Source organism: Klebsiella sp. WP8-S18-ESBL-06, assembly GCF_014169755.1.
GTDB lineage: Bacteria > Pseudomonadota > Gammaproteobacteria > Enterobacterales > Enterobacteriaceae > Kluyvera > Kluyvera ascorbata_B.
On record NZ_AP022256.1, the window covers coordinates 3523826 to 3549188 of the forward strand.

General features: G+C 54.3%; 22 protein-coding genes and 2 pseudogenes. 18 read left to right on the forward strand and 6 right to left on the reverse strand.

Annotation, left to right across the window (positions count from 1 at the left end; translation table 11 throughout):
* Position 1: 1 nt before the first annotated feature.
* From kdpD to H7R76_RS16900, 8 genes and pseudogenes are all read left to right on the forward strand, one after another.
* Complete coding sequence (kdpD, locus tag H7R76_RS16865) at positions 2 to 2689, forward strand: two-component system sensor histidine kinase KdpD (protein WP_182968021.1); 2688 nt, start codon at positions 2 to 4, stop codon at positions 2687 to 2689.
* Positions 2686 to 3363, forward strand: a complete 678-nt coding sequence (gene kdpE, locus H7R76_RS16870; RefSeq protein ID WP_182965892.1) for a two-component system response regulator KdpE — start codon at positions 2686 to 2688, stop codon at positions 3361 to 3363. The genes kdpD and kdpE overlap by 4 nt, the downstream gene beginning before the upstream one ends.
* Positions 3364 to 3641: 278 nt before the next feature.
* Positions 3642 to 3746, forward strand: coding sequence for a leader peptide SpeFL (gene speFL / locus H7R76_RS16875; RefSeq protein WP_106924658.1), 105 nt, complete (start codon positions 3642 to 3644; stop codon positions 3744 to 3746).
* Between the two features lie 243 nt (positions 3747 to 3989).
* Positions 3990 to 4862: pseudogene (locus H7R76_RS16880) on the forward strand (Orn/Lys/Arg decarboxylase N-terminal domain-containing protein); the annotation flags it as partial.
* A gap of 66 nt (positions 4863 to 4928) precedes the next feature.
* Positions 4929 to 5909 (forward strand): IS5-like element ISKpn26 family transposase, encoded by a 981-nt coding sequence (locus H7R76_RS16885; RefSeq protein ID WP_182918900.1) that lies wholly within the window; start codon positions 4929 to 4931, stop codon positions 5907 to 5909.
* Between the two features lie 89 nt (positions 5910 to 5998).
* Positions 5999 to 6862: pseudogene (locus H7R76_RS16890) on the forward strand (Orn/Lys/Arg family decarboxylase); the annotation flags it as partial.
* On the forward strand, positions 6859 to 8175 hold the full coding sequence (potE, locus tag H7R76_RS16895) for a putrescine-ornithine antiporter (RefSeq protein ID WP_106924660.1): 1317 nt from the start codon (positions 6859 to 6861) through the stop codon (positions 8173 to 8175). The pseudogene H7R76_RS16890 and the gene potE, both read left to right, overlap by 4 nt.
* 62 nt (positions 8176 to 8237) lie before the next feature.
* Positions 8238 to 8711, forward strand: a complete 474-nt coding sequence (locus tag H7R76_RS16900) for a pyridoxamine 5'-phosphate oxidase family protein (RefSeq protein ID WP_106924661.1) — start codon at positions 8238 to 8240, stop codon at positions 8709 to 8711.
* A 72-nt stretch (positions 8712 to 8783) separates the two neighbouring features.
* Here H7R76_RS16900 and pgm read toward each other — a convergent pair whose 3' ends face one another.
* Positions 8784 to 10424, reverse strand: a complete 1641-nt coding sequence (gene pgm / locus H7R76_RS16905; protein ID WP_182965895.1) for a phosphoglucomutase (alpha-D-glucose-1,6-bisphosphate-dependent) — start codon at positions 10422 to 10424, stop codon at positions 8784 to 8786.
* A gap of 38 nt (positions 10425 to 10462) precedes the next feature.
* Positions 10463 to 11035 carry a replication initiation negative regulator SeqA gene (seqA, locus tag H7R76_RS16910; RefSeq protein WP_106924663.1) on the reverse strand — a complete coding sequence of 191 codons (573 nt, stop codon included), beginning with the start codon at positions 11033 to 11035 and terminating at the stop codon, positions 10463 to 10465.
* A 182-nt stretch (positions 11036 to 11217) separates the two neighbouring features.
* Between seqA and ybfF the strand changes: the two genes are divergently transcribed.
* From ybfF to fur, 4 genes are all read left to right on the forward strand, one after another.
* Positions 11218 to 11982, forward strand: a complete 765-nt coding sequence (ybfF, locus tag H7R76_RS16915) for an esterase (RefSeq protein ID WP_182965897.1) — start codon at positions 11218 to 11220, stop codon at positions 11980 to 11982.
* A gap of 129 nt (positions 11983 to 12111) precedes the next feature.
* Complete coding sequence (gene ybfE / locus H7R76_RS16920; RefSeq protein WP_106924665.1) at positions 12112 to 12405, forward strand: LexA regulated protein; 294 nt, start codon at positions 12112 to 12114, stop codon at positions 12403 to 12405.
* Positions 12406 to 12555: 150 nt separating this feature from the next.
* On the forward strand, positions 12556 to 13086 hold the full coding sequence (fldA, locus tag H7R76_RS16925) for a flavodoxin FldA (protein WP_064548295.1): 531 nt from the start codon (positions 12556 to 12558) through the stop codon (positions 13084 to 13086).
* Positions 13087 to 13378: 292 nt separating this feature from the next.
* Positions 13379 to 13831, forward strand: a complete 453-nt coding sequence (gene fur / locus H7R76_RS16930; RefSeq protein WP_106924666.1) for a ferric iron uptake transcriptional regulator — start codon at positions 13379 to 13381, stop codon at positions 13829 to 13831.
* A 121-nt stretch (positions 13832 to 13952) separates the two neighbouring features.
* On the opposite strand, the gene H7R76_RS16935 is transcribed toward fur, so the two are convergent.
* From H7R76_RS16935 to nagE, 4 genes are all read right to left on the reverse strand, one after another.
* On the reverse strand, positions 13953 to 14291 hold the full coding sequence (locus H7R76_RS16935; protein ID WP_106924667.1) for a ChiQ/YbfN family lipoprotein: 339 nt from the start codon (positions 14289 to 14291) through the stop codon (positions 13953 to 13955).
* 50 nt (positions 14292 to 14341) lie between these two features.
* Positions 14342 to 15748 (reverse strand): chitoporin ChiP, encoded by a 1407-nt coding sequence (gene chiP, locus H7R76_RS16940; RefSeq protein ID WP_106924668.1) that lies wholly within the window; start codon positions 15746 to 15748, stop codon positions 14342 to 14344.
* A gap of 447 nt (positions 15749 to 16195) precedes the next feature.
* Positions 16196 to 17854 (reverse strand): glutamine--tRNA ligase, encoded by a 1659-nt coding sequence (glnS, locus tag H7R76_RS16945; protein WP_106924669.1) that lies wholly within the window; start codon positions 17852 to 17854, stop codon positions 16196 to 16198.
* 186 nt (positions 17855 to 18040) lie between these two features.
* A complete protein-coding gene (nagE, locus tag H7R76_RS16950) occupies positions 18041 to 19912 on the reverse strand; it encodes a PTS N-acetyl glucosamine transporter subunit IIABC (protein ID WP_182965899.1) in 1872 nt (623 codons plus the stop codon).
* Positions 19913 to 20253: 341 nt separating this feature from the next.
* On the opposite strand from nagE, the gene nagB reads away from it, so the two are divergent.
* From nagB to H7R76_RS16980, 6 genes are all read left to right on the forward strand, one after another.
* Positions 20254 to 21054, forward strand: coding sequence for a glucosamine-6-phosphate deaminase (nagB, locus tag H7R76_RS16955; protein WP_106924672.1), 801 nt, complete (start codon positions 20254 to 20256; stop codon positions 21052 to 21054).
* A gap of 57 nt (positions 21055 to 21111) precedes the next feature.
* Positions 21112 to 22260, forward strand: a complete 1149-nt coding sequence (gene nagA / locus H7R76_RS16960) for an N-acetylglucosamine-6-phosphate deacetylase (protein WP_106924673.1) — start codon at positions 21112 to 21114, stop codon at positions 22258 to 22260.
* A gap of 8 nt (positions 22261 to 22268) precedes the next feature.
* A complete protein-coding gene (gene nagC / locus H7R76_RS16965; protein WP_182928313.1) occupies positions 22269 to 23489 on the forward strand; it encodes a DNA-binding transcriptional regulator NagC in 1221 nt (406 codons plus the stop codon).
* A 123-nt stretch (positions 23490 to 23612) separates the two neighbouring features.
* Positions 23613 to 23912, forward strand: coding sequence for a type II toxin-antitoxin system MqsR family toxin (locus tag H7R76_RS16970; protein ID WP_106924675.1), 300 nt, complete (start codon positions 23613 to 23615; stop codon positions 23910 to 23912).
* A gap of 1 nt (position 23913) precedes the next feature.
* Positions 23914 to 24318 carry a type II TA system antitoxin MqsA family protein gene (locus H7R76_RS16975; RefSeq protein ID WP_106924676.1) on the forward strand — a complete coding sequence of 135 codons (405 nt, stop codon included), beginning with the start codon at positions 23914 to 23916 and terminating at the stop codon, positions 24316 to 24318.
* A gap of 85 nt (positions 24319 to 24403) precedes the next feature.
* Positions 24404 to 25156 carry an HAD-IIA family hydrolase gene (locus H7R76_RS16980; protein WP_106924677.1) on the forward strand — a complete coding sequence of 251 codons (753 nt, stop codon included), beginning with the start codon at positions 24404 to 24406 and terminating at the stop codon, positions 25154 to 25156.
* Positions 25157 to 25363: the final 207 nt, after the last annotated feature.

The following is a 25363-nucleotide window of genomic DNA, read 5'->3' on the forward strand; positions in this document are numbered from 1 at the left end:
GATGACCGATGAGCCGCTGCGTCCTGACCCGGATCGCCTGCTGGAACAAACCGCCGATGCGCACCGCGGCAAGCTGAAGATTTTCTTCGGCGCCTGCGCCGGGGTCGGTAAAACCTGGGCCATGCTGGCTGAGGCGCAGCGGCTGCGCGCACAGGGGCTGGACGTGCTGGCGGGCGTGGTCGAAACCCACGGACGTAAAGAAACCGCCGCGATGCTCAACGGCCTGAGCATGCTGCCACCAAAGCGCACCGCCTATCGCGGCCGCTACGTCAGCGAGTTTGACCTCGACGCAGCCCTCGCCCGTCGCCCGGCGCTGGTGCTGATGGATGAGCTGGCCCACAGCAATGCCCCCGGTTCACGTCACCCTAAACGCTGGCAGGATATCGATGAACTGCTGGACGCCGGAATTGATGTGTTTACCACCGTCAATGTTCAGCACCTTGAGAGCCTCAACGACGTGGTCAGTGGGGTAACCGGGATTCAGGTGCGGGAAACGGTACCCGATCCCTTCTTTGACGCCGCAGATGAAGTGGTGCTGGTGGATCTACCGCCCGACGATCTGCGCCAGCGGCTGAATGAAGGCAAGGTCTATCTTGCCGGCCAGGCCGAGCGGGCCATCGAAAATTTCTTCCGTAAAGGGAACCTGATTGCCCTGCGCGAACTGGCGCTGCGCCGCACCGCCGAACGCGTGGACGATCAAATGCGCGCCTGGCGTGACGCGCAGGGGCAGGAAAAAGTCTGGCATACCCACGATGCCATTCTGCTGTGCATCGGCCACCATGCCGGTAGCGAGAAGCTGGTGCGTACCGCTGCCCGCCTGGCTGCTCGTCTGGGCAGCGCCTGGCACGCGGTTTACGTCGAGACCCCTGCGCTGCACCGTTTGCCGGAACCTCAGCGACGGGCAATCCTTAAATCGCTGCGCCTGGCGCAGGAGCTGGGAGCTGAAACCGCTACGCTCTCCGATCCCTCCGAAGAAGCCGCGGTGATTCGCTACGCCCGCGAGCATAATCTCGGCAAAATTGTGATTGGTCGCCAACAAAAGCGTCAATGGTGGCGCGGCGAACGCTTCGGCGATCGCCTCTCACGCCATGCTCCAGAGTTGGATCTGCTGGTTATCGGCGTGGATGAAACGCCGCTGCCTCTGCCGGATCGCCCGCACGATCGGCGGCCATGGCGGGATAAATGGCGCGTACAGATTCGCGGCTGCGCGGTGGCGCTCGCGCTGTGCGCGGCCATTACCTTTATTGCCGCGCAGTGGCTGGTGGCCTTTGAAGCCGCCAACCTCGTCATGCTCTACCTGCTCGGCGTGGTGATCGTGGCCCTGTTCTACGGCCGCTGGCCCTCGGTGCTGGCCACGGTCATCAACGTCGTGAGCTTTGACTTAGTGTTCGTGGCGCCGCGCGGCACCCTGGCCGTGTCCGACGTACAGTATCTGTTGACCTTCGGGGTCATGCTGACGGTGGGGCTGGTGATCGGTAATCTGACCGCTGGAGTACGTTACCAGGCACGCGTTGCCCGCTACCGCGAGCAGCGAACGCGACACCTCTACGAGATGTCCAAAACGCTGGCGGTCGGGCGTAATGCCCGCGATATCGCCGTGACCTGCGAGCAGTATATCCGCTCGACGTTCCACGCCCGCAGCCAGGTACTGCTGCCGGATGAGCACGGTAAGCTGGCGGCGCTTAACCATCAGGAGGGCATGACGCCGTGGGATGAAGCCATTGCCCACTGGAGTTTTGACAAAGGGCTGCCCGCCGGGGCCGGAACCGATACCCTCCCCGGCGTACCTTATCTGATTCTGCCGCTGCGCAGCGCCGATAAAACCCACGGGCTGGTGGTGGTGGAACCCAATAATCTGCGCCAGTTAATGGTGCCGGAACAACAGCGGCTGCTGGAAACGTTCACCCTGCTGGTCGCCAGCGCGCTGGAGCGGCTGGCGCTGACGGCAAGCGAGGAGCAGTCCAGGCTTATCAGCGAACGTGAAAGCCTGCGCAACTCCCTACTGGCCGCTCTGTCGCACGATCTGCGCACGCCGCTAACCGTGCTGTTCGGACAGGCGGAAATTTTGACGCTCGATCTGGCCAGCAGCGGCTCGCCCTACGCGCCACAGGCAAACGAAATTCGCCAGCACGTGCTGAACACCACGCGGCTGGTCAATAACCTGCTGGATATGGCGCGCATTCAGTCCGGCGGGTTTAATCTTCATAAGGAATGGCTGACGCTGGAAGAGGTCGTCGGCAGCGCGCTGCGCACGCTAGAGCCCACGCTCGGCGGCCGCCGGATCGCGCTCGCCCTACCCGACCCGCTCATGCTGGTCCACCTCGATGGACCGTTATTCGAGCGGGTGCTGAACAATCTGCTGGAAAACGCCGTGAAGTACGCAGGCAGCGAGGCACAAATCGGCATTCGCACCACCACTGAGAATAACCGTCTGCTGCTCGACGTCTGGGACAGCGGGCCGGGTATTCCTCTCGGCCAGGAGCAGCTAATTTTCGCCAAATTTGCCCGCGGCAACAAAGAGTCGGCGATTCCCGGCGTCGGGCTAGGTCTGGCCATTTGCCAGGCAATCGTTGAGATCCACGGCGGCACGCTGTCGGCCAGCAACCGCCCGGAAGGGGGAGCCTGTTTTCGTGTTACACTTCCACTAGAAAAACCACCTGAACTTGAAGAGGGACCCGAGGAGCTGTGACCAGCGTTCTGATTGTTGAAGATGAACAGGCTATCCGCCGTTTTCTGCGCACCGCGCTGGAAGCAGAAGACCTGAGCGTGTTCGATGCCGATACCCTGCAACGCGGTCTGCTGGAAGCGGCGACGCGTAAGCCGGATTTAGTGATCCTTGACCTTGGCCTGCCCGACGGTGACGGTCTCGATTTTATCCGCGATATTCGCCAGTGGAGCCCGGTGCCGATTATTGTGCTGTCCGCACGCAGCGAAGAACACGATAAAATTGCCGCACTGGACGCCGGCGCCGACGACTATCTGAGTAAACCATTTGGCATCGGCGAGCTTCAGGCACGACTGCGCGTGGCCCTGCGCCGCCATGCCAGCACGCAGCCGCACGATCCACAAGTGACCTTCTCTGATATCACCGTGGACCTGGCTTCACGACGCATAACCCGCGACAGTGAAGAAATTCACCTCACCCCTATTGAGTTCCGCCTGCTGGCGGTGTTACTCAACAATGCTGGAAAAGTGCTCACTCAACGGCAGCTACTGAGCCAGGTGTGGGGGCCGAATGCGGTGGAACATAGTCATTATTTGCGCATTTATATGGGGCACCTTCGCCAGAAGTTGGAAATCGATCCCGCGCGCCCTCAGCATTTATTAACCGAAACCGGTATTGGCTATCGTTTTATGTTATGAATAATTATTCATAATAACCCTACTATCACATACTTATTTTATTAAGAATTAACGTAAGCCACCCGCATATTTAAATGGCGTGGCTTAATTCTACTTTAAATAAATAAAATACAAGTTGTTTACAACATCTCAACAAAACAGCATTTTATCCTGGCACACCACCTACCAATAATTGATTATTTTATGAATGATCTCCTATTGTTGATCAACCTCACAGTTTTACGCCTTATCAGAGATAAAATGACTCCGCCTTAAGATATTCATCGGAGGGATACGAAATGGAAAACAATAACCGACAAATGCCCCATATCCGGCGGACAACACATATTATGATGTTTGCCCACCGTAATAGCTTCGACTTTCACTTCTTTAACGCCCGATAAGTCTTCCGACTTCGGGCGCCTCGCAGTATTTCCTTGTAAATACAGGCATACCGCCTGCTGCCAGCGCTCGCTCTGACAAACCTGTTTCTTCCGGCCACCGGACCGGTAGGGTTTGCCATATTCTGAAAAAAGCAACGCCCTGATTTTATTGTCAGCGGGATCGTCTTGCTTTTTTTCCGGCGATATCAATTTCTCTTTCGAGTAATTGACGGACTGCTATTACCTAAAATGAAGAGTCGAAAAATGTCTGAATTAAAAATTGCCGTAAGTCGTTCATGCCCGGACTGCTTTACTACCCAGCGCAGTATTATCAACACCTGTGACACCCACTTTATTGATGTCGCGGCCGCCGTATTATCAATTGAAGACGTTGAGTGCGGTAAACTCGATGAAATAGATGCCACGGGTTATAACCTGCCCGTCTTCATTGCTATTAATAAAGATCAAATCGTTCCTTCTGAATATCTCTCACGTATTCAAGGGGTATTTGAGCACGATGAAACCCGTAACGACTTCTACGGCCGCCAGCTGGAAGCCGCTGCGCACAAATATGAAGTGAATCTGCGCCCGCCGTTCTTCAGCGCACTGGTCGACTACGTAGCACAGGGCAACAGCGCATTTGACTGCCCGGGGCACCAGGGCGGTGAATTCTTCCGCCGTCACCCTGCCGGTAACCAATTCGTTGAATACTTTGGTGAAACGCTTTTCCGCTCTGACCTGTGCAACGCCGACGTCGCGATGGGTGACCTGCTGATCCACGAAGGCGCACCGTGCATTGCCCAACAGCACGCAGCCAAAGTCTTTAACGCGGATAAAACCTACTTCGTACTGAACGGGACCTCTTCGTCTAACAAGGTGGTGCTGAATGCGCTGCTGACCCCGGGCGATTTGGTGCTGTTTGACCGTAATAACCACAAATCAAACCACCACGGCGCGCTGCTGCAGGCTGGTGCAACGCCGGTGTATCTGGAAACCGCACGTAACCCGTACGGCTTTATCGGCGGTATTGATGCCCACTGCTTCGAAGAACGCTACCTGCGTGAGCTGGTTGCCGAAGTTGCACCGAACCGCGCGCGCAACGAGCGCCCGTTCCGTCTGGCGGTCATTCAGTTAGGGAAGGTGCGAACAAGTTCCTGATATGAGATCATCATGTTCATCCGGAGCGCATCCCAGAGGGACATCATGAGCCATCAACTCACCTTCGCCGATAGTGAATTCAGCACTAAGCGCCGTCAGACCCGAAAAGAGATTTTCCTCTCCCGCATGGAGCATATTCTGCCATGGCAGAATATGACCGCTGTCATCGAGCCGTTTTATCCCAAGGCGGGCAATGGCCGACGGCCCTATCCGCTGGAGACCATGCTGCGTATTCACTGCATGCAGCATTGGTACAACCTGAGCGACGGTGCCATGGAAGATGCCCTGTACGAAATCGCCTCCATGCGCCTGTTTGCCCGATTATCCCTGGATAGCGCCCTGCCGGATCGCACCACCATCATGAATTTCCGCCACCTGCTCGAGCAGCATCAACTGGCCCGTCAATTGTTCAAGACCATCAATCGCTGGCTGGCCGAAGCAGGCGTCATGATGACCCAAGGCACTTTGGTGGATGCCACCATCATTGAGGCACCCAGCTCTACCAAGAACAAAGAGCAGCAACGCGATCCGGAGATGCATCAGACCAAGAAAGGCAATCAGTGGCACTTTGGCATGAAGGCCCACATTGGTGTCGATGCCAAGAGTGGCCTGACCCACAGCCTAGTCACCACCGCGGCCAACGAGCATGACCTCAATCAGCTGAGTAATCTGCTTCATGGAGAGGAGCAATTTGTCTCAGCCGATGCCGGCTACCAAGGAGCGCCACAGCGCGAGGAGCTGGCCGAGGTGGATGTGGACTGGCTGATCGCCGAGCGTCCCGGCAAGGTAAAAACCTTGAAGCAGCATCCGCGCAAGAACAAAACGGCCATCAACATCGAATACATGAAAGCCAGCATCCGTGCCAGGGTGGAGCACCCGTTTCGCATCATCAAGCGGCAGTTCGGCTTCGTGAAAGCCAGATACAAGGGGCTGCTGAAAAATGATAACCAACTGGCGATGTTATTCACCCTGGCCAACCTGTTTCGGGTGGACCAAATGATACGTCAGTGGGAGAGATCTCACTAAAAACCGGAAATAACGCCAGAAATGGCGGAAAAAATAGCCTAAATAGGCTGATTCGATGTGTTTGCGGGAAAAAAATCGGCCCAGATCCGCGAAATTTTAATCAGCGAGTCAGCTTTGGAAGAAATGACCTGCTTATTCGCACCTTCCCTAACGATCTGCGCTTCTTCCACTTCGTACCGGGCGAACGCTGGCATGGTTTTGAAGGCTACGCCGAACATCAGTATTTCGTCGACCCTTGCAAACTCCTGCTGACCACGCCGGGGATTGACGGCAACGGCGAATACGACACCTTCGGCGTACCGGCAACCATTCTGGCGAACTACCTGCGCGAACACGGCGTAGTGCCGGAAAAATGCGACCTCAACTCTATCCTGTTCCTGCTGACACCGGCCGAAGATATGGCCAAACTGCAGCAGCTGGTTGCGCTGTTGGTGCGCTTTGAAACGCTGCTGGAAGCCGATGCGCCGCTGAAAGACGTTCTGCCGTCGCTGTACGGGCAGCATAAAGATCGTTACGAAGGCTACACCCTGCGCCAACTGTGCCAGGAAATGCATAACCTGTACGCCCGCCATAACGTGAAACAGCTGCAGAAAGAGATGTTCCGTAAATCACACTTCCCGCGCGTCAGCATGAACCCGCAGGAAGCCAACTTCGCTTATATCCGTGGCGAAGTCGATTTGGTGCCGCTGTCCATGGCGGAAGGCAAAATCGCCGCAGAAGGTGCTCTGCCGTATCCTCCTGGCGTGCTGTGCGTTGTCCCGGGCGAAATCTGGGGTGATTCCGTACTGCGCTACTTCAAAGCGCTGGAAGAAGGGATCAACCTGCTGCCGGGCTTCGCGCCAGAACTGCAAGGGGTATATATCCAGGAACATGATGGCCGCAAAGAAGTGTGGTGCAACGTGATTAAGACTCAGCAGCCGCAACCGGCGCTGCTGAAAGGGGAGAAATTATGAGCACAGCCAAAAATAAGATGGGTGTTGTTCAGCTCACCATCCTGACGATGGTGAACATGATGGGCTCCGGTATCATTATGCTGCCCACCAAACTCGCTGAAGTCGGCACCATCTCCATTATCTCCTGGCTGGTCACCGCCGTCGGTTCGATGGCGCTGGCCTGGGCCTTCGCTAAGTGCGGGATGTTCAGTAAGAAATCCGGGGGCATGGGCGGCTACGCCGAGTATGCCTTTGGTAAGTCTGGCAACTTTATGGCCAACTATACCTACGGGGTTTCACTGCTGATTGCCAACGTGGCGATTGCTATCTCCGCTGTGGGTTACGGCACCGAGCTCTTCGGTGCCACGCTGAGCCCGGTGCAAATCGGGCTGGCCACCATCGGTGTCCTGTGGATCTGTACGGTCGCCAACTTTGGCGGTGCACGTATTACCGGGCAGATCAGCAGCATTACCGTCTGGGGGGTGATTATCCCGGTTGTCGGCCTGTGCGTCATCGGTTGGTTCTGGTTCAGCCCGACCATGTATGTCGAATCCTGGAACCCGCATCATGTACCGTTCTTTAGCGCCGTTGGCTCGTCTATCGCCATGACGCTGTGGGCCTTCCTCGGTCTGGAATCGGCCTGCGCCAACGCCGACGTGGTTGAAAACCCGGAACGTAACGTCCCGATCGCCGTACTCGGCGGGACGTTGGGGGCTGCGGTGATTTACATCATTTCCACCAACGTGATTGCCGGGATTGTGCCAAACATGGATCTGGCCAACTCCACCGCACCGTTTGGCCTGGCCTTTGCGCAGATGTTCACGCCGGAAGTCGGTAAAGTGATCATGGCGCTGATGGTGATGTCCTGCTGCGGTTCGCTGCTCGGCTGGCAGTTCACCATCGCCCAGGTCTTCAAATCCTCTGCGGACGAAGGCTACTTCCCGAAAGTCTTTTCACAGGTCAGCCATGCAGATGCACCGGTGAAAGGCATGCTGGTGATTGTGATTATTCAGTCTGGCCTATCGCTGATGACCATCAGCCCGTCGCTGAACAACCAGTTTAACGTACTGGTTAACCTGGCGGTGGTGACCAACATCATTCCGTACATCCTGTCGATGGCGGCGCTGGCGATTATCCAGCGAATGGCAAACGTACCGGCGGGCAAAGCGCGTATGGCTAACATCGTGGCGTTTATCGGCGCGATGTACAGCTTCTACGCCCTGTTCTCTTCCGGCGAAGAAGCGATGCTGTACGGTTCCATCGTGACCTTCCTCGGCTGGACGCTGTACGGTCTGGTATCACCGCGCTTTGAATTGAAAAACAAACACGGTTAATCATCCGGCCGGGCTGTAGTCCCCCTGCAGCCCGGCCCCTTCTTTGTGATAAGACAGCCATCATGAGCAATCCCGAACGCATCATCAGCACCGCAGAAAAAATCATTCCCCTGATTCAACGCCAGCAAATTTGCCGCATCGCGCTTAACGACGAGCGCAGCCCGTATATTGTGCCGGTCAACTTTGGTTATACCTATGAGGACGAACGCTGGACGTTCTTTTTCCACGGTGCCCGCACCGGAAAAAAGATGCGTTTACTGCGTAAAGACCCGCACATCAGCCTTGAAATCGATGGCGATCACGGGTTAATTCCGGCACCAGAGGCCTGTGATTTTAGCTTCGCGTATTCCAGTATCATCGCCAGCGGCCGGGCGACTATCTTACATGACCGTGAAGAGATGATACGCGGGCTGGACGCGATCATGCGTCAGTCGGCGCCGGGGCAATCCTTTGACTATCGGGAGGACATGATGAAGGCTGTTTGCGTCGTGCGTCTCGATTGCCAGACCTTAACCTGCCATCAGCACACCGCGTGATCAAAAAAGGAGCCTTTCGGCTCCTCAGAGTACAGGCCTACAGGAGACGTAGGCCAGATAAGCGAAGCGCCATCAGGCGTTTTTCAGTACTTCGCTAACAATTTCAACCGCTTCTTTCTCGATCTGCTGACGATGCTCAGCGCCAAGGAAGCTTTCGCAGTAAATTTTGTAGGCATCTTCCGTACCGGACGGACGCGCAGCGAACCAGCCGTTGTCAGTCATGACTTTCAGACCGCCGATTGACGCACCGTTACCCGGCGCAGCCGTCAGACGAGCGGTGATCGGATCGCCCGCCAGCGTGCTGGCGCTTACCATTTCCGGAGAGAGCTTAGACAGCGCCGCTTTCTGTGCGGACGTTGCGCTAGCCTGCAAACGGTTGTAGCTCGGCGCACCGAAGCGTGCGGCCAGCTCGTTGTAGTGCTCCTGCGGATTCTTACCGGTAACGGCGGTAATTTCTGCCGCCAGCAGGCACATGATGATGCCGTCTTTATCGGTTGACCACGGCGTGCCGTCGAAACGCAGGAAAGACGCGCCCGCGCTCTCTTCACCGCCAAAGCCGAAGCTACCGTCAAACAGACCGTCAACAAACCATTTGAAGCCCACCGGTACTTCTACCAGCTTACGCCCCAGGTCGTTCACCACGCGGTCAATCATAGCGGAAGAGACCAGCGTTTTACCGACCGCGACCTCTTTGCCCCACTGAGGACGGTGCTGGAACAGGTAGTTGATGGCCACCGCCAGGTAGTGGTTCGGGTTCATCAGCCCTGCCGGAGTCACGATACCGTGACGGTCGTAGTCCGGGTCATTGGCGAACGCCAGATCAAACTTATCGCGCAGCGCCAGCAGGCCAGCCATCGCACACTCGGAGGAACAGTCCATACGGATAGCGCCGTCTTTGTCGAGGTGCATAAAACGGAACGTCTGGTCAACGTGATCGTTGACGATAGTCAGGTTCAGGTTGTAGTGCTTCGCGATACGTTTCCAGTATTCAATACCGGAGCCGCCGAGAGGATCGACGCCCAGCGTCAGACCGGCTTTCTGGATAGCCGCCATATCGACGATATCCGCCAGCCCTTCAACAAACGGCTGCACCAGATCCACTTCTTTCACGTGACCCGAGGCCAGCGCGGCATCATAAGGAATACGCTTAACGCCAGCCAGATCGGCGGCGAGCAGCGCATTGGCGCGGTCTTCAACCACTTTAGTGACGTTGGTATCAGCCGGACCACCGTTTGGCGGGTTGTACTTGATGCCACCGTCTTCCGGCGGGTTGTGGGACGGCGTAATCACAATGCCGTCAGCCAGCGGGCCGCCTTTTTTATTGTGTACCAGGATAGCGTTGGAAACCGCCGGTGTCGGCGTGAAACCATTGTCTTCCTGCACAATAACATCCACCCCATTGGCGGCTAACACTTCAAGAACGGAGATAAACGCCGGCTCAGAGAGCGCGTGCGTATCCTTCCCGACGAAGCATGGGCCCGAAATTCCGTTTTTCGCGCGCTCTTCAGCAATCGCCTGGGCAATGGCCAAAATATGCTTTTCATTGAAGCTGTGACGACCTGCACTACCGCGGTGACCGGAGGTCCCGAATTTCACCGCATGTTCCGCATTGCTCACGTCCGGCTGCAGCACGTAGTACTGCGCAGTCAGTTGAGCGACGTTGATCAAATCACTCTGCTGTGCGGGTTGACCCGCACGGGTATGGTTTGCCATTGCCTGGTCCTTCTTATGCAAGGGTTAGATTGTCAGTATTAGATGGTACCGCAAACCTTTTCAATCAATTCCGCCGGGAATTGCATTGACTGCATGATGTGTTCGACCATGCTGCATTTACGGCCCGTATTGGTATTAGTGATAACCCAGTATGGCGTATCCGGAACCTGTTTCGGTTTGGTCTGGTTGCCGTTTTTCAGCAGCGTTTGCTCATTTTCGGCAAAGTAGACGCGGGTACGGCCGTGAAGGGATTCGGTGGCTTCGGCGAACGCCTGGTTGTCCAGCGAATAGAGCGTGGTCAGCACCAGCATAAAGCGATTTACCGCCTTTTTCTGCTCAGCGTATTCGTCAGAAAGCAGCAGCTCGCGCATGGCGCGAACTTTATCTTTGGCGGTTTTGACCGCTTTTACCTCAGCAACGGGGGTAGCCGCCGGAGCCGGAGCGGCAACGGGTTCGGCTTTGACGACCGGCGCGACAGCAGCGGCTGCCGGCTGGGAAGCGGCGGAGAATTTCAGCATACGCCGTAAAATGTCGGACGCGCTCTCGCCAATGCGCAGAGTGTGGGCTGCAATATAGCGATAGAGCTCGTCATCAACTTCGATCGTTTTCATCTTAATCCGGTGCAATTATTTTTCTGTATACAGTTTATTGGGATTATAAAGTCAAAACCCAACAGCGGGTAGCGCCAAACCAGGGGGACGGCAAAATTCGGATGAGTTCCTCACTTCCCCCTGCGCGTTAGAATGCTCAACATGATACCCTAACCCGACAATGCGAAAAAAAGAACTTTGCTATGAAATTGAATTTCCGAGCGCAAACTGCACAAAACCTGCACAATAATTCCCCCATCGTTCTGGTTCACGGCCTGTTCGGCAGCCTGGATAACCTGGGCATCCTGGCGCGTGACCTGGTTTCTGACCACGACATCATTCAGGTCGATATGCGTAACCACGGATTGTCTCCTCGCGCCGACGAGATGAACTATCCGGCCATGGCGCAGGATCTGCTGGATACCCTGGACGCCAACCAGATTGAAAAAGCCACGCTGATTGGCCATTCCATGGGCGGTAAAGCCGTCATGGCGATGACCGCGCTGGCTCCGGAGCGGATTGACCGCCTGGTCGCGATCGATATTGCGCCGGTGGACTACCACGTGCGCCGTCACGATGAGATTTTTGCCGCCATTAACGCCGTCACCAGCGCCGGAGTTGCCACTCGCCAACAAGCGGCAACGGTCATGCGCGAGTATTTGCATGAAGAGGGCGTCATTCAATTCCTGCTGAAGTCGTTCGTTGACGGCGGTTGGCGCTTTAACGTACCGGTGCTGTGGGAACAATACCCGCATATCGTGGGCTGGGAGGCCATTCCGGCCAGGGATCATCCGGCACTGTTTATTCCCGGCGGCAACTCGCCGTACGTTACGGAAGCCTACCGCGCCGATCTGCTCGCCCAGTTCCCGCAGGCCAGAGCGCACGTCATTGCCGGTGCAGGACACTGGGTGCACGCGGAAAAACCGGATGCGGTACTGCGTGCCATCCGCCGCTACCTCGCAGAGTGATTAAAAATGCATCGACCGCGCGTCAGAATGGCCGTGGTCGTTGGCGTGCGGGCCCCACTGTTGTATGATTGCGCGCTGTCTGCATCGGGCACCGCCCGGTAGCTTGTTTCCCCGAAGTCACTCTGAACCATGGCAAAAGAACAAACGGACCGTACGACATTAGATTTGTTCGCAAATGAGCGTCGGCCGGGAAGACCCAAAACCAATCCGCTTTCGCGTGACGAACAGCTCCGCATTAATAAGCGCAATCAGCTCAAACGCGATAAAGTTCGCGGGCTTAAGCGCGTCGAGCTCAAACTGAACAGCGACGCCGTTGATGCGCTTAACGAGCTGGCAACTGCCCGTGACATGAGCCGTAGCGAACTCATCGAAGAAATTCTGATGAGCCAGTTAGCCCTGTTGCACGGACAGGGGAACGTCTGAAAAATCCCCCAGAACACACTTTCATGTAGCAGAGTGTGCAGTCCGGCACGATAGCTGTTTCCGCACGCTTCTCTGTTCTGCTATGATTGCCCTTATCTGTGGGCAATAAGCCACCACCATATCATTAAGTTTCAAGAGGTTATTTTACTCATGGCAATCGTTGGCATCTTCTTCGGTAGCGACACCGGGAACACCGAAAATATCGCAAAAATGATTCAAAAACAGCTTGGTAAAGATGTCGCAGACGTTCACGACATTGCCAAGAGCAGTAAAGAAGACCTGGCGGGCTACGATATCCTGCTGCTGGGTATCCCGACCTGGTACTACGGTGAAGCACAGTGCGACTGGGATGATTTCTTCCCATCACTGGAAGAAGTGGACTTCAACGGTAAGCTGGTTGCGCTGTTCGGCTGCGGCGATCAGGAAGATTATGCGGAATACTTCTGCGATGCGCTGGGCACCATCCGTGACATCATTGAACCAAACGGCGCCACCATCGTCGGCCACTGGCCGACTGCGGGCTACCATTTTGAAGCCTCTAAAGGTCTGGCCGATGACGACCACTTTGTCGGTCTGGCCATTGACGAAGATCGTCAGCCGGAGCTGACCGCAGAGCGCGTTGAAAAATGGGTTAAACAGGTCGCGGAAGAACTGCACCTGGACGAAATTAAAAACGCCTGATGATAATGAGGCGCAATTATGAAATTGCGCCTCATTAATAGGTAAAAGCAATCAAAATAATAGCTACATTTTTTTAACTTTTTAGCGCATACCTGTACAATATCTTCTGATTTAGCGCGGTCTCATCGGGAGTTTGTCGATGAAGCCTCGTTTTTGAAAGCTTAGTTTACCCAAGTCTTGCTGTTTTCATTTCAATAGGGTCATTCTATAATGAGACGCATTAAAACGGGTGAATTCTCTGTGATACTTTCGCTGATGGAAGTTAATCGTTTAGCAACAGGACAGATTCCGCATGACTGACAATAATACCGCATTAAAGAAGGCTGGCCTGAAAGTCACACTTCCACGGTTAAAGATCCTGGAAGTGCTTCAGGGGCCGGACAACCACCATGTCAGTGCGGAAGACTTATACAAACGCCTGATCGACATGGGTGAAGAAATTGGTCTGGCGACGGTTTACCGCGTCCTGAACCAGTTTGACGATGCTGGCATCGTTACCCGTCATAACTTTGAAGGCGGCAAATCCGTTTTCGAACTGACCCAGCAGCATCACCACGATCACCTGATCTGCCTTGATTGCGGGAAAGTGATCGAGTTCAGCGATGATTCCATTGAAGCTCGCCAGCGTGAAATCGCCGCGAAGCACGGTATTCGCCTGACTAACCATAGTCTTTATCTGTACGGCCACTGCGCTGAAGGCGACTGCCGTGAAGATGAACACGCTCACGACGCCGTAGAAAAATAACGCATCGTCTTCGTTAAAAACCAGCGCTATCCGCTGGTTTTTTTTCGCCTGCCGTCAGATATTGGCCATAAAAAAACCGCTGCAAGCAGCGGTTTTTTCAGTGATTAGCGTGGCGGAATATTTATTTTTGCGCAGGAGTATTGTTGCTGCGAATTTCCTGCCACATTTTATCGCATTTGGCTTTTACCGCCTGGTCGTTACCGGTACGGGTTGCCTGAATGCACTGCTGATAATCCAGCACGCGCACGCTTTCCTGGTTAGCAAACTGCTGGTGCTGCTTCTCTTGTTTCAGCACGTTCAGCACGCTTTGGCAGGCTTCGATTTTATCCGGATTACCCTGCGCGGTGTTAATACAGGCGCTGTAGGCATCCTTCAGCTTGCTATCTTCTTTTGGCGCTGGCGGCTGAACACAGGCGGTCAGCCCTGCGGCCATCAGAGCAACCATAATCAGTTTTTTCATACGATGAGCCTCTTAGCGGCGGCAGAGGTCTCCCCCTGCCGCATCATGCATCAGAAAATAGTGAACGGAGCGATAACCATGAATTTCACGTCGCGCTCATCCTGGAAGATGTTGCCGTAACCACCGCCCCAGCTCGGGATATCGGAGTGGTTGTCATACTGAGTGAAATGCAGTTTGAAGAGCGTACCCTTCGCGCGGCCTTCCTGTACGGTGTACATCGCATCCAGACTGTATGCAGACTCTCTGATAGTGTTGTTTTTGTTGTAGTAAGCATCCGGGTTGCTCTGCCAGGTCGCTGGCTTCGCATCCCATGCATAGACATAGGAAGCCCCTACTGCCCAGCCCGGCAGGTTCCAGTTCTTCAGGTCATACATGGTACCGAAGAAGACCGCCTTTTCGCCGTTGGCGTTGAAGTCAGAACGGTTATCCCACCAGATATCCAGACGACCGTTGGACGATGCGTAGGTCGGGGTCATACGTTGCAGGAAGTAACCCTGCTGACCGTCGGCCTTAACCCAGGTCCCTTCCAGGCGGAAGTCAAAGACTTCGTTCAGCTTGTAGCCGAATGTCAGCGCCTGCAGCCAGGCGGTGCCATCATAGATATCGTTTACGCTGCCGTCGTTAACCTTGTCGCGCGTACCGTAGAACTGGTAGCTGGTGGTCAGCGGGCCGCCAGGAATATCAAACTTGTAGCTGGCTTTGGCGAAGTACTGATCAACATACCCTTCCGCCTGACCGAATGCTGCTTCCAGCACCAGGTTGTTTTTGAAATCATATTTCGCACCAACGGAGTGCAGATAATCAACCTTGGTCTTCTTATCGGCCTGATAGAAGTCGTCCATCTCCAGGTGCCACGGCGCTTTATACTCGTTGGTCCACATGTACGAGAAGCTCAGCGCACCGTTGTCGCCGTAGTCGAAATTCGCCCCGGCTTCAGCACCCTGATAGGTACCCGGCATAAAGCTCCAGTGCGGCGCCAGCAGGGTTTGACCGGTTGGCTGAATGTAACCGGCACGTGCCCAGGTTGGGCCCAGTTTAAATTTAGCTGCCGCTTTATACAGGCTGATACCGCTCTTATCGCCGCTGTAATCTTCGCTGTAACCTTTGTTTTTCGACGAGAAGGCAATTTCGTTCGGGTGGCCACTTTCGCTGCTTTCCGCCATTTCAATTGCGGTAAACGCCGCAATATCAATACCGAACATGTCAGCCGCATAGCCAGACTGGAAATCAAGGTTAGCGTTCCAGGTGGAGTGGGAAAGGTTGGTTTTATATTTGTCGTGGTCGGTCACATCTTTACGGTCACGTTCACGCTGCCAGTAATAGACGCCACCGGTCAATGTTGAATCATCAATAAACCCTTCCGCTTTGGCTTCCGGGGTCATTGCAAAACCTGAGAGAGCTGTCACACCGGCGATAGCCAGCGCCAGCGTACTACGTTTGCCACTAAACGTACGCATAGTTATATCCTCTTTGACTTTTAAAATGCCGCCGCAAAGCAGAGGCAAAAAATAAAACTTAAAAAAAATGAACTTCTGGAAAAAGATATTTAGTACACGGATAGACTATTTTTCGCGACGCGAATTATCAATCCTTTTCCGCAACAAGAGTGCAGGATTATGACAAAGCGCACATATTTGGTTTCAATGTGTAACGTAATGCGTTATTAACATTTATCCACGCCAACCCTTGCGGGGCCTTAGTGGAATGTTAATGAGACCGTTTACATTCAGAATGTGTGATGGGAGTTGTGAAAAAAAACGAACGTATCAGACCCAGGATATTACTATTAATTCGCTCTGCGAAATGATAAGTCATCATGAACGATACGGGGACAAAATTGCCCTCCTGATTCTGGCGTAAAAAAAACGCCGCAAAAGCGGCGTTTTTTATTCTGCTGACTGAGCTTAGCCCGCCCAGGTATCACGTAAACCGACGGTACGGTTAAAGACCAGTTTATCCGCGGTGGTGTAGCGGCTGTCGAGACAGAAGTACCCCTCACGCTCAAACTGATACGCTTTACCGGCCTCTGCGGCCTGCAGAGACGGTTCGGCATAGCCCTGCTTGATGACCAGCGACTCAGGGTTCATCACCGCGAGGAAGTCTTCCGCAGCGCCCGGATTCGGCACGCTGAACAGACGGTCATACAGACGAATTTCTACCGGTAGCGCATGCGCGGCGCTCACCCAGTGAATAACGCCCTTCACCTTGCGACCATCGGCCGGATCTTTGCTCAGGGTATCGGCATCGTAGGTGCAGAAGATGGTGGTGATATTGCCTTCAGCATCTTTCTCCACGCGTTCTGCTTTCACGACGTAGGCGTTACGCAGGCGAACTTCTTTGCCCATCACCAGACGCTTGTACTGTTTGTTCGCTTCTTCACGGAAGTCGGCGCGATCGATCCAGATTTCCGCACTGAACGGCACGTCGCGGCTGCCCATCTCCGGCTTATTCGGATGGTTAGGCATGGCGACCATTTCGCTTTCGCCCTGCGGGTAGTTTTCGATAACCAGCTTAACCGGATCGATAACCGCCATCGCGCGCGGCGCATTTTCGTTCAGATCTTCGCGAATGCAGGATTCCAGCGATGCCATCTCAATGGTGTTGTCCTGCTTGGTCACGCCGATGCGTTTACAGAACTCACGGATGGACGCGGCGGTGTAGCCACGACGACGCAGACCGGAGATGGTCGGCATACGCGGGTCGTCCCAACCTTCTACGTGTTTTTCCATGACCAGCTGGTTCAGCTTGCGCTTGGACATCACGGTGTATTCCAGATTCAGGCGCGAGAATTCATACTGACGCGGGTGAACCGGAATGGAAATGTTGTCCAATACCCAGTCGTACAGACGACGGTTGTCCTGGAATTCCAGCGTACACAGCGAGTGGGTAATGCCTTCCAGGGCATCGCTGATGCAGTGGGTAAAGTCGTACATCGGGTAGATGCACCACTTGGTGCCGGTCTGGTGGTGATCGGCAAATTTAATGCGGTACAGCACCGGATCGCGCATGACGATAAACGGCGACGCCATATCGATTTTCGCGCGCAGACAGGCGGTACCTTCCGCAAAGCCGCCGGTACGCATTTTTTCGAACAGCGCCAGGTTCTCTTCCACGCTGCGATCGCGGAACGGGCTGTTTTTACCCGGTGCGGTTAGCGTGCCGCGGTACTCGCGGATCTGTTCTGGGGTCAGCTCGTCAACGTAGGCCAGGCCTTTATTGATGAGCTCTACCGCGTATGCGTGCAGCTGATCGAAGTAATCCGAGGAATAGCGAACGTTGCCAGACCAGTGAAAACCTAACCACTCGACGTCATTTTTGATGGAGTCAACGTATTCGATGTCTTCTTTGACCGGGTTGGTGTCATCGAAACGCAGGTTGCACTGGCCCTGGTAGTCTTGCGCAATGCCGAAGTTCAGGCAGATGGATTTCGCATGGCCGATGTGCAGATAACCATTCGGCTCTGGCGGAAAACGGGTATGCACCGTGGTGTGCTTACCGGTAGCCAGATCTTCATCAATGATCTGACGAATAAAGTTAGTCGGGCGGGCTTCAGCCTCACTCATCTTGGATTCCTCAAAGCGTAAACAACGTATAACGGCACATGATCTTATAAGCGGCGCTAAGAGACAACTATTAGTTGCACAAAAATGGCGTCTCTCTGGTGTATATGGGGGGATTTACGACAAAAAAAAGCGGCGGAGGATCTCCCCCCGCCGCTTAAGGCATTAATCTACTTTACTCAGGAGCGATTACTTACCTTTAATCTCATACAGCGGCGTTTGCCCTGCAACGACGTGACCTTCAGCCTTAATCACCAGGCCGCCGAAATCATCGCTGTTGCTGCACACCACCGGGCTAATCATTGAACGCGCGTTCGCGTTCAGGAAGTCCAGATCCATTTCCAGGATAGGCTGGCCTGCCGTCACTTCCGCACCTTTGTCTGTTTCCAGACAGAACGCATGGTTAGTGTTGAAGATTTTCACAATGGTGCCCGCAGCCGGGGAAACGACAATTTTGTCCGTCGGTTTCACCGCGACGCCGTCACCAACCGCTTTGCTGGCGAACGCTTCATCAGGTACCTGCTCCAGCGCCACCACATCACCGGTAATCGGAGAAACCAGGGTTTCTACGGTTGCGGCATTCGCCACAGCCTGCGGTTTTGCCGCCGCCGGTGCTGCCGGTGCAGCGCTGTCCGCTGCCGCTGCGGCAACCGGGCCACGCGCAACCACTTTCTTCATGGCGTCGCCGATAGATTCCGCTTTCGCACCCACGATAACCTGGATGGTTTGCTTGTTCAGTTTCACTACGCCGGAGGCGCCGAGACGTTTACATACGGCATCGTTCACTTTCGCAGAGTCAGCAACGGTCAAGCGCAGACGGGTAATGCAGGCGTCAATCGCTTTCAGGTTGTCAGTGCCCCCTACGGCGGCAATGTAGTTAGTGGCCAGCTGGTTCAAGCCTTCTTCGGTGTTGCTGTTTGCTTCTTCAGTTACCACGCTGTCGTCTTTATCTTCACGGCCGGGCGTTTTCAGGTTAAACATGCGGATAACCACGCTGAACAGTACGAAGTAGATAACGAAGAACACCAGACCCATTACCACCAGCATCCAGACGTTCTTACTTGCTGCCGGCAGGCTGTACATCAACACGTAGTCGATGGCGCCAGCGGAGAAGGAGAAGCCCGCGTGGATACCCAGCAGCGTAGCGATAAACAGGCTTACGCCGGTCAGAATCGCATGCAGGAGGTACAGTACCGGTGCCAGGAACATGAACAGGAATTCCAGCGGCTCGGTCACACCGGTCAGGAACGCGGTGACCGCGACGGACAGCAGCATACCGCCAACCATCGGACGACGTGCTTTCGGTGCTGCGAAGTACATCGCCAGCGCCGCACCCGGCAGACCGAACATCATGATCGGGAAGAAGCCGGACATGAACATCCCCGCAGTGCCGTCACCCGCATAGAAGCGGTTAATGTCACCGTGGAAGACCGCACCCGCCGCGTTGGTGAATTCACCAATCTGGAACCAGGCGATAGTGTTCAGCACCTGATGCAGACCGGTTGGGATCAGCAGACGGTTAATGAAACCAAAGATACCGGAGCCCAGCGCGCCAGCGCCCACGATCCATTCACCACCTGCGTGGATGGCGTTCTGCACCGGCGGCCACACGTAGCCGAAGATAGCAGCCAGCACCAGGCAGAAGAAACCGGTGGCGATCGGCACGAAACGTTTACCGCCGAAGAAGCTCAGGAAGTCAGGCAGTTTGATGCCCGCCCAACGGTTGTACGTCGCACCCGCAACCAGACCGGTGATGATACCGGCCAGTACCCCCATGTTAATCGCTGGGTTGATGGTAACCATTGCTTTGGTCAATACGAAATAACCTACTGCGCCCGCCAGCGCTGCCGAACCCGCGTTGTCTTTCGACCAGCTGGATGCCACACCGATAGCGAAGATTAGCGCCAGGTTATCAAAGATAGACCCACCGGCCTGCGCAATAAACGCAACGTTCAGTAAATCTGGCTGACCGAATCGCAGCAACAGCGCCGCCACCGGCAGCACGGCGATAGGGAGCTGTAAGGCCCTACCTAGTCGCTGGAAAAAACCTAAAATATTCATCTTATTCCCCCTACGAGACCCCGACACGGCTCATTTAAGCCATTTTTTATTGTGTAAAAAAGCATGACACTGTGATGTCTTGTAAACTGCATACACACCTGTTCAGGCATCAGAGTGTGTGAAAGTTTAATTCGTATCGCAAATTAAACACGTGTTTTTTGTGACTACAGTCACCAAATATTGTTATCACCACTCCCTTTTACTGGCTAACACTGAAAACTTATTTTATCATTCAAAAAATCAAAACGGATTGCTCCCTATCGATGCAAACAGGTTACGCTTAGAGAGTGCACGGAGACGCCATCCGCCAACTTCTTACATTTTACATTTTGAGGTGAAGAATGAGACTGATTCCTCTCGTTAACGCTGAACAAGTCGGCAAATGGGCTGCTCGCCACATCGTTAACCGCATCAATGCGTTTAAACCCACCGCCGACCGCCCGTTTGTCCTCGGCCTGCCAACCGGCGGTACCCCGCTGGCGACTTATAAAGTCTTAGTCGAAATGCATAAAGCGGGCCAGGTTAGCTTCAAGCACGTCGTCACCTTCAACATGGACGAATATGTTGGCCTGCCGAAAGAGCATCCGGAAAGCTACTACAGCTTCATGCACCGTAACTTCTTCGATCACATCGATATTCCTGAAGAAAATATCAACCTGCTGAACGGTAACGCGCCGGACGTGGATGCCGAATGCCGCCGCTACGAAGAAAAAATCCGCTCTTACGGTAAAATCCACCTGTTTATGGGCGGCGTGGGTAACGACGGTCACATCGCGTTCAACGAGCCAGCGTCTTCGCTCTCTTCGCGTACCCGTATCAAAACGCTGACTCACGAAACGCGCGTAGCCAACTCTCGCTTCTTCGATGGCGACGTAGCGCTGGTGCCTAAATATGCGCTGACCGTGGGCGTGGGTACTCTGCTGGATGCCGAAGAAGTGATGATTCTGGTGCAGGGCGCAACGAAAGCGCTGGCGCTGCAGCAGGCGGTAGAAGGCAACGTTAACCACATGTGGACCATTACCTGTCTGCAGCTGCACCCGAAATCACTGATCGTCTGTGACGAACCATCTACGATGGAACTGAAGGTGAAGACCCTGAAATATTTCACTGAATTAGAAGCTGAAAATATTAAAGGTCTGTAATGTATTATCGTCCCGCGCTCCGTCGCGGGACAACATTTTTGAATACCGGGGGTCGTAATGTATGCATTAACCCATGGCCGGATCTTTACCGGTCACGAAATTCTGGATGACCATGCGATTATCATCGCCAATGGCCTTATTGAACGTGTTTGCCCACTGGCTGATGTACCCGCGAACGTCGAACAGCGTTCCGTTAATGGCGCCATTATCGCCCCGGGCTTTATCGACGTTCAGCTTAACGGCTGCGGCGGCGTACAGTTCAACGATACCGCCGAGGCGGTTACCGTTGAAACGCTGGAAATTATGCAAAAAGCCAACGAAAAGTCGGGCTGCACAAACTTCCTGCCGACGCTTATCACCACCAGCGACGATCTGATGAAACAGGGCGTGCGCGTGATGCGTGAGTATCTCGCTAAACACCCGAACCAGGCGCTGGGCCTGCACCTTGAAGGCCCGTGGCTGAACCTGGTGAAAAAAGGCACCCACAATCCGGACTTCGTGCGCAAGCCGGATGCTGAGCTGGTGAAATTCCTTTGCGATAACGCCGACGTCATCACCAAAGTCACCCTGGCACCCGAAATGGTAGAACCGGAAGTCATTACCGCGCTGGCAAATGCCGGTATCGTGGTTTCTGCCGGTCACTCTAACGCCACGGCGAAAGAAGCGCGCATCGGTTTCCGCGCGGGTATTACCTTTGCTACGCATCTGTTTAACGCGATGCCGTATATGTCCGGCCGTGAACCAGGCCTGACCGGCGCCATTCTCGATGCCAACGAAATTTACTGCGGAATTATCGCCGACGGTCTGCACGTCGACTTTATTAATATCCGTAACGCCAAGCGCCTGAAAGGCGATAAGCTGTGCCTGGTCACCGACGCCACCGCGCCGGCTGGTGCCAATATTGAGCAGTTCATTTTTGCCGGTAAAACAATATACTACCGCAATGGGCTCTGCGTAGATGAGAACGGTACCCTCAGCGGCTCATCGTTGACGATGATCGAAGGTGTACGCAATCTGGTCGAGCACGCGAATATCGCGCTGGACGAAGTGCTGCGCATGGCGACGCTCTACCCTGCCCGCGCCATTGGCGTCGACAAACGCCTTGGCAGCATTGGGCCAGGCAAAGTCGCGAACCTGACCGCATTTACGCACGACTTTAACATCATCAAGACCATCGTTAATGGCAACGAGGTCGTTACTAAGTAAGAGAAAGTATGACATCAGGCGGACAAGCTCAAATTGGTAATGTTGACCTCGTAAAACAGCTAAACAGCGCGGCCGTTTACCGCCTGATTGACCAGCATGGGCCAATCTCGCGTATTCAGATTGCCGAGCAAAGCCAGCTTGCTCCCGCCAGCGTGACCAAAATCACGCGTCAGCTTATTGAACGCGGGCTGATCAAAGAAGTCGATCAGCAGGCCTCCACCGGAGGCCGCCGCGCTATCTCTATCATCACCGAAACCCGCAACTTCCACGCGATTGGCGTGCGCCTGGGCCGTCACGACACGACGCTGACGCTGTACGATCTGAGCAGTAAAGCCGTCGCAGAAGAACATTATCCGCTGCCGGAGCGCACCCAGGAGACGCTGGAACATGCGCTGCTTAATACCATCGCCACCTTTATTGAATCGTGCCAGCGTAAAATCCGCGAGCTGATTGCGATTTCCGTCATTTTACCCGGTCTGGTTGACCCGGAGAGCGGCGTGATTCGCTATATGCCGCATATTCCGGTAGAGAACTGGCGGCTGGTTGAAGCGTTGGAAAAACGTTTTAAAGTGACCTGCTTTGTCGGTCACGATATCCGCAGCCTGGCGCTGGCCGAGCACTACTTTGGTGCAAGCCAGGACTGTGAAGACTCCATTCTGGTGCGCGTGCATCGCGGCACCGGTGCGGGCATTATCTCCAACGGGCGCATTTTTATCGGCCGTAATGGTAACGTCGGTGAAATTGGTCATATTCAGGTCGACCCGCTCGGTGAACGCTGTCACTGCGGCAACTTCGGCTGTCTGGAGACCGTTGCCGCCAACGCCGCTATCGAACAACGCGTACGTCATCTGCTCGAACAGGGCTATCAGAGCCGGGTTACGCTTGATGACTGCCATATCAAAACCATCTGCAAAGCCGCCAATAAAGGCGACCCGCTAGCGACCGAAGTCATTGAACACGTTGGTCGCCATCTGGGAAAAACCATCGCCATTGCCATCAACCTGTTTAACCCGCAGAAAGTGGTGATTGCCGGTGAAATCATCGAGGCCGACCGCGTACTGTTGCCCGCCATTGAAGGCTGCATCAACACGCAGGTTTTAAAGGCCTTTCGCAAGAATCTACCGGTTGTGCGTTCAACCCTCGACCACCGCTCGGCTATCGGCGCTTTTGCGCTGGTCAAACGCGCGATGTTGAACGGTATCCTGCTACAGCATTTGCTGGAAGGGTAGTCGCAAACCGGCAAGTAATGCGTTGCAACTGTTGATGTGGCGCAAATCTTTATATCAGCGTATCTGGACACACCGCTCGCCTCCATTAACCTATTTGCCAAATTTGGCATTTAGGTTAATCTTATGGAAAAGAGAACGCCGCATACCCGCTTAAGCATCCTAAAAAACATGGCCCGTAATGGTCTTGTCAGCATCACAAATACAGCGTTAATCAGCGCGTCTCAAATCGGATTTCGGTCAAAACAGGACCTCCTTGAGGTTGTTATGGCACTGAACACCAGCGATTTTTACAAAAGCATGACGGCGCATCATGACCACACCATCTGGCATGAGGTCTATCGCCCGATCTACAGAGGGCAGCCTCTATACATAAAATTCATCGTATCAGGCAACCTCCTGATAGTGTCATTTAAGGAGCTATAGCATGAAATGTCCTCTTTGCGGTGGTGCGGAACTCAAGCATGAATGTCGCAATATCCCCTATGAATACAAAGGGAATAAAACAACTTTTTACGGCGTAAAAGGCCAGTACTGTGACGCCTGCGGTGAAATTATCTTTGGCAAAGGTGAAGGCGATGCGTATATGGCTGGCATGGTGGAATTTAACCGCCAGGTCAATGCTCGTGAGGTTGACCCTGCGTTCATCGCCCGCGTACGAAAAAGTCTGGAACTCGATCAGCGCCAGGCAGCAGAAATATTTGGCGGCGGCGCAAACGCCTTTAGCCGTTATGAAACGGGGCGAATTGCGCCCCCCAAGCCACTCATTCTGCTGTTTAAGACCTTAGAAAAACATCCTGAATGGTTCGAAGAGCTGAGAAAACAAGCGTAAAGAATGAGAGAACAGGCCAACGACAAGGCAGCCTGAAGGATAACGTGTATAATTACGCCTCTTTAAAACAAACGCCAGGTAGTCCATGACCATTCAGAATGTAATCTGTGATATTGACGGCGTGCTGATGCACGATAACGTTGCGGTGCCGGGCGCGGCAGAGTTCGTCGCGCGCGTGCTGGATAAAGGTATGCCGTTTCTCTGCCTGACCAACTACCCTTCACAGACGGGCCAGGATTTAGCAAACCGTTTCGCGACCGCCGGCATCGACGTTCCTGACAGCGTGTTTTATACCTCCGCCATGGCCACGGCCGATTTTCTGCGTCGTCAGGAAGGGAAAAAAGCCTATGTGGTGGGCGAAGGCGCACTGATTCATGAACTGTATAAAGCCGGATTCACCATTACTGACGTCAACCCGGACTTCGTTATCGTTGGCGAAACCCGCTCGTTTAACTGGGAAATGATGCACAAAGCGGCGTTCTTCGTGGCCAATGGTGCACGCTTCATCGCCACGAACCCCGACACGCACGGGCGCGGATACTATCCGGCATGCGGCGCGCTTTGCGCAGGCATTGAAAAAATCTCTGGCCGCAAACCCTTCGTCGTGGGCAAGCCAAGTCCGTGGATCATTCGCGCCGCGCTTAACAAGATGCAGGCGCACTCAGAGCAAACGGTGATCGTTGGCGATAATCTACGCACCGATATTCTGGCCGGATTCCAGGCCGGGCTGGAAACGATTCTGGTCCTCTCTGGCGTCTCTACCGTTGATGACATCGACAATATGCCATTCAGGCCATCCTGGATTTATCCGTCAGTCGCGGAAATCGATATTATCTAAACAAAACCACGTCCCCGGACGTGGTTTTTTGCATTTACCCGCCATTAAAATCACACCATCTAATAAAAAGCACGAATTATTGAATAATCGTCAAAAACTTCGCTTATAGAATCACCATTTTTCAACATCCAATAACTCCTGTTGCACTTTTTATCCCACAGCGGCTAAAACGCTTGCACCGCGCCCCCCTTTGCGGCATTTTTTATC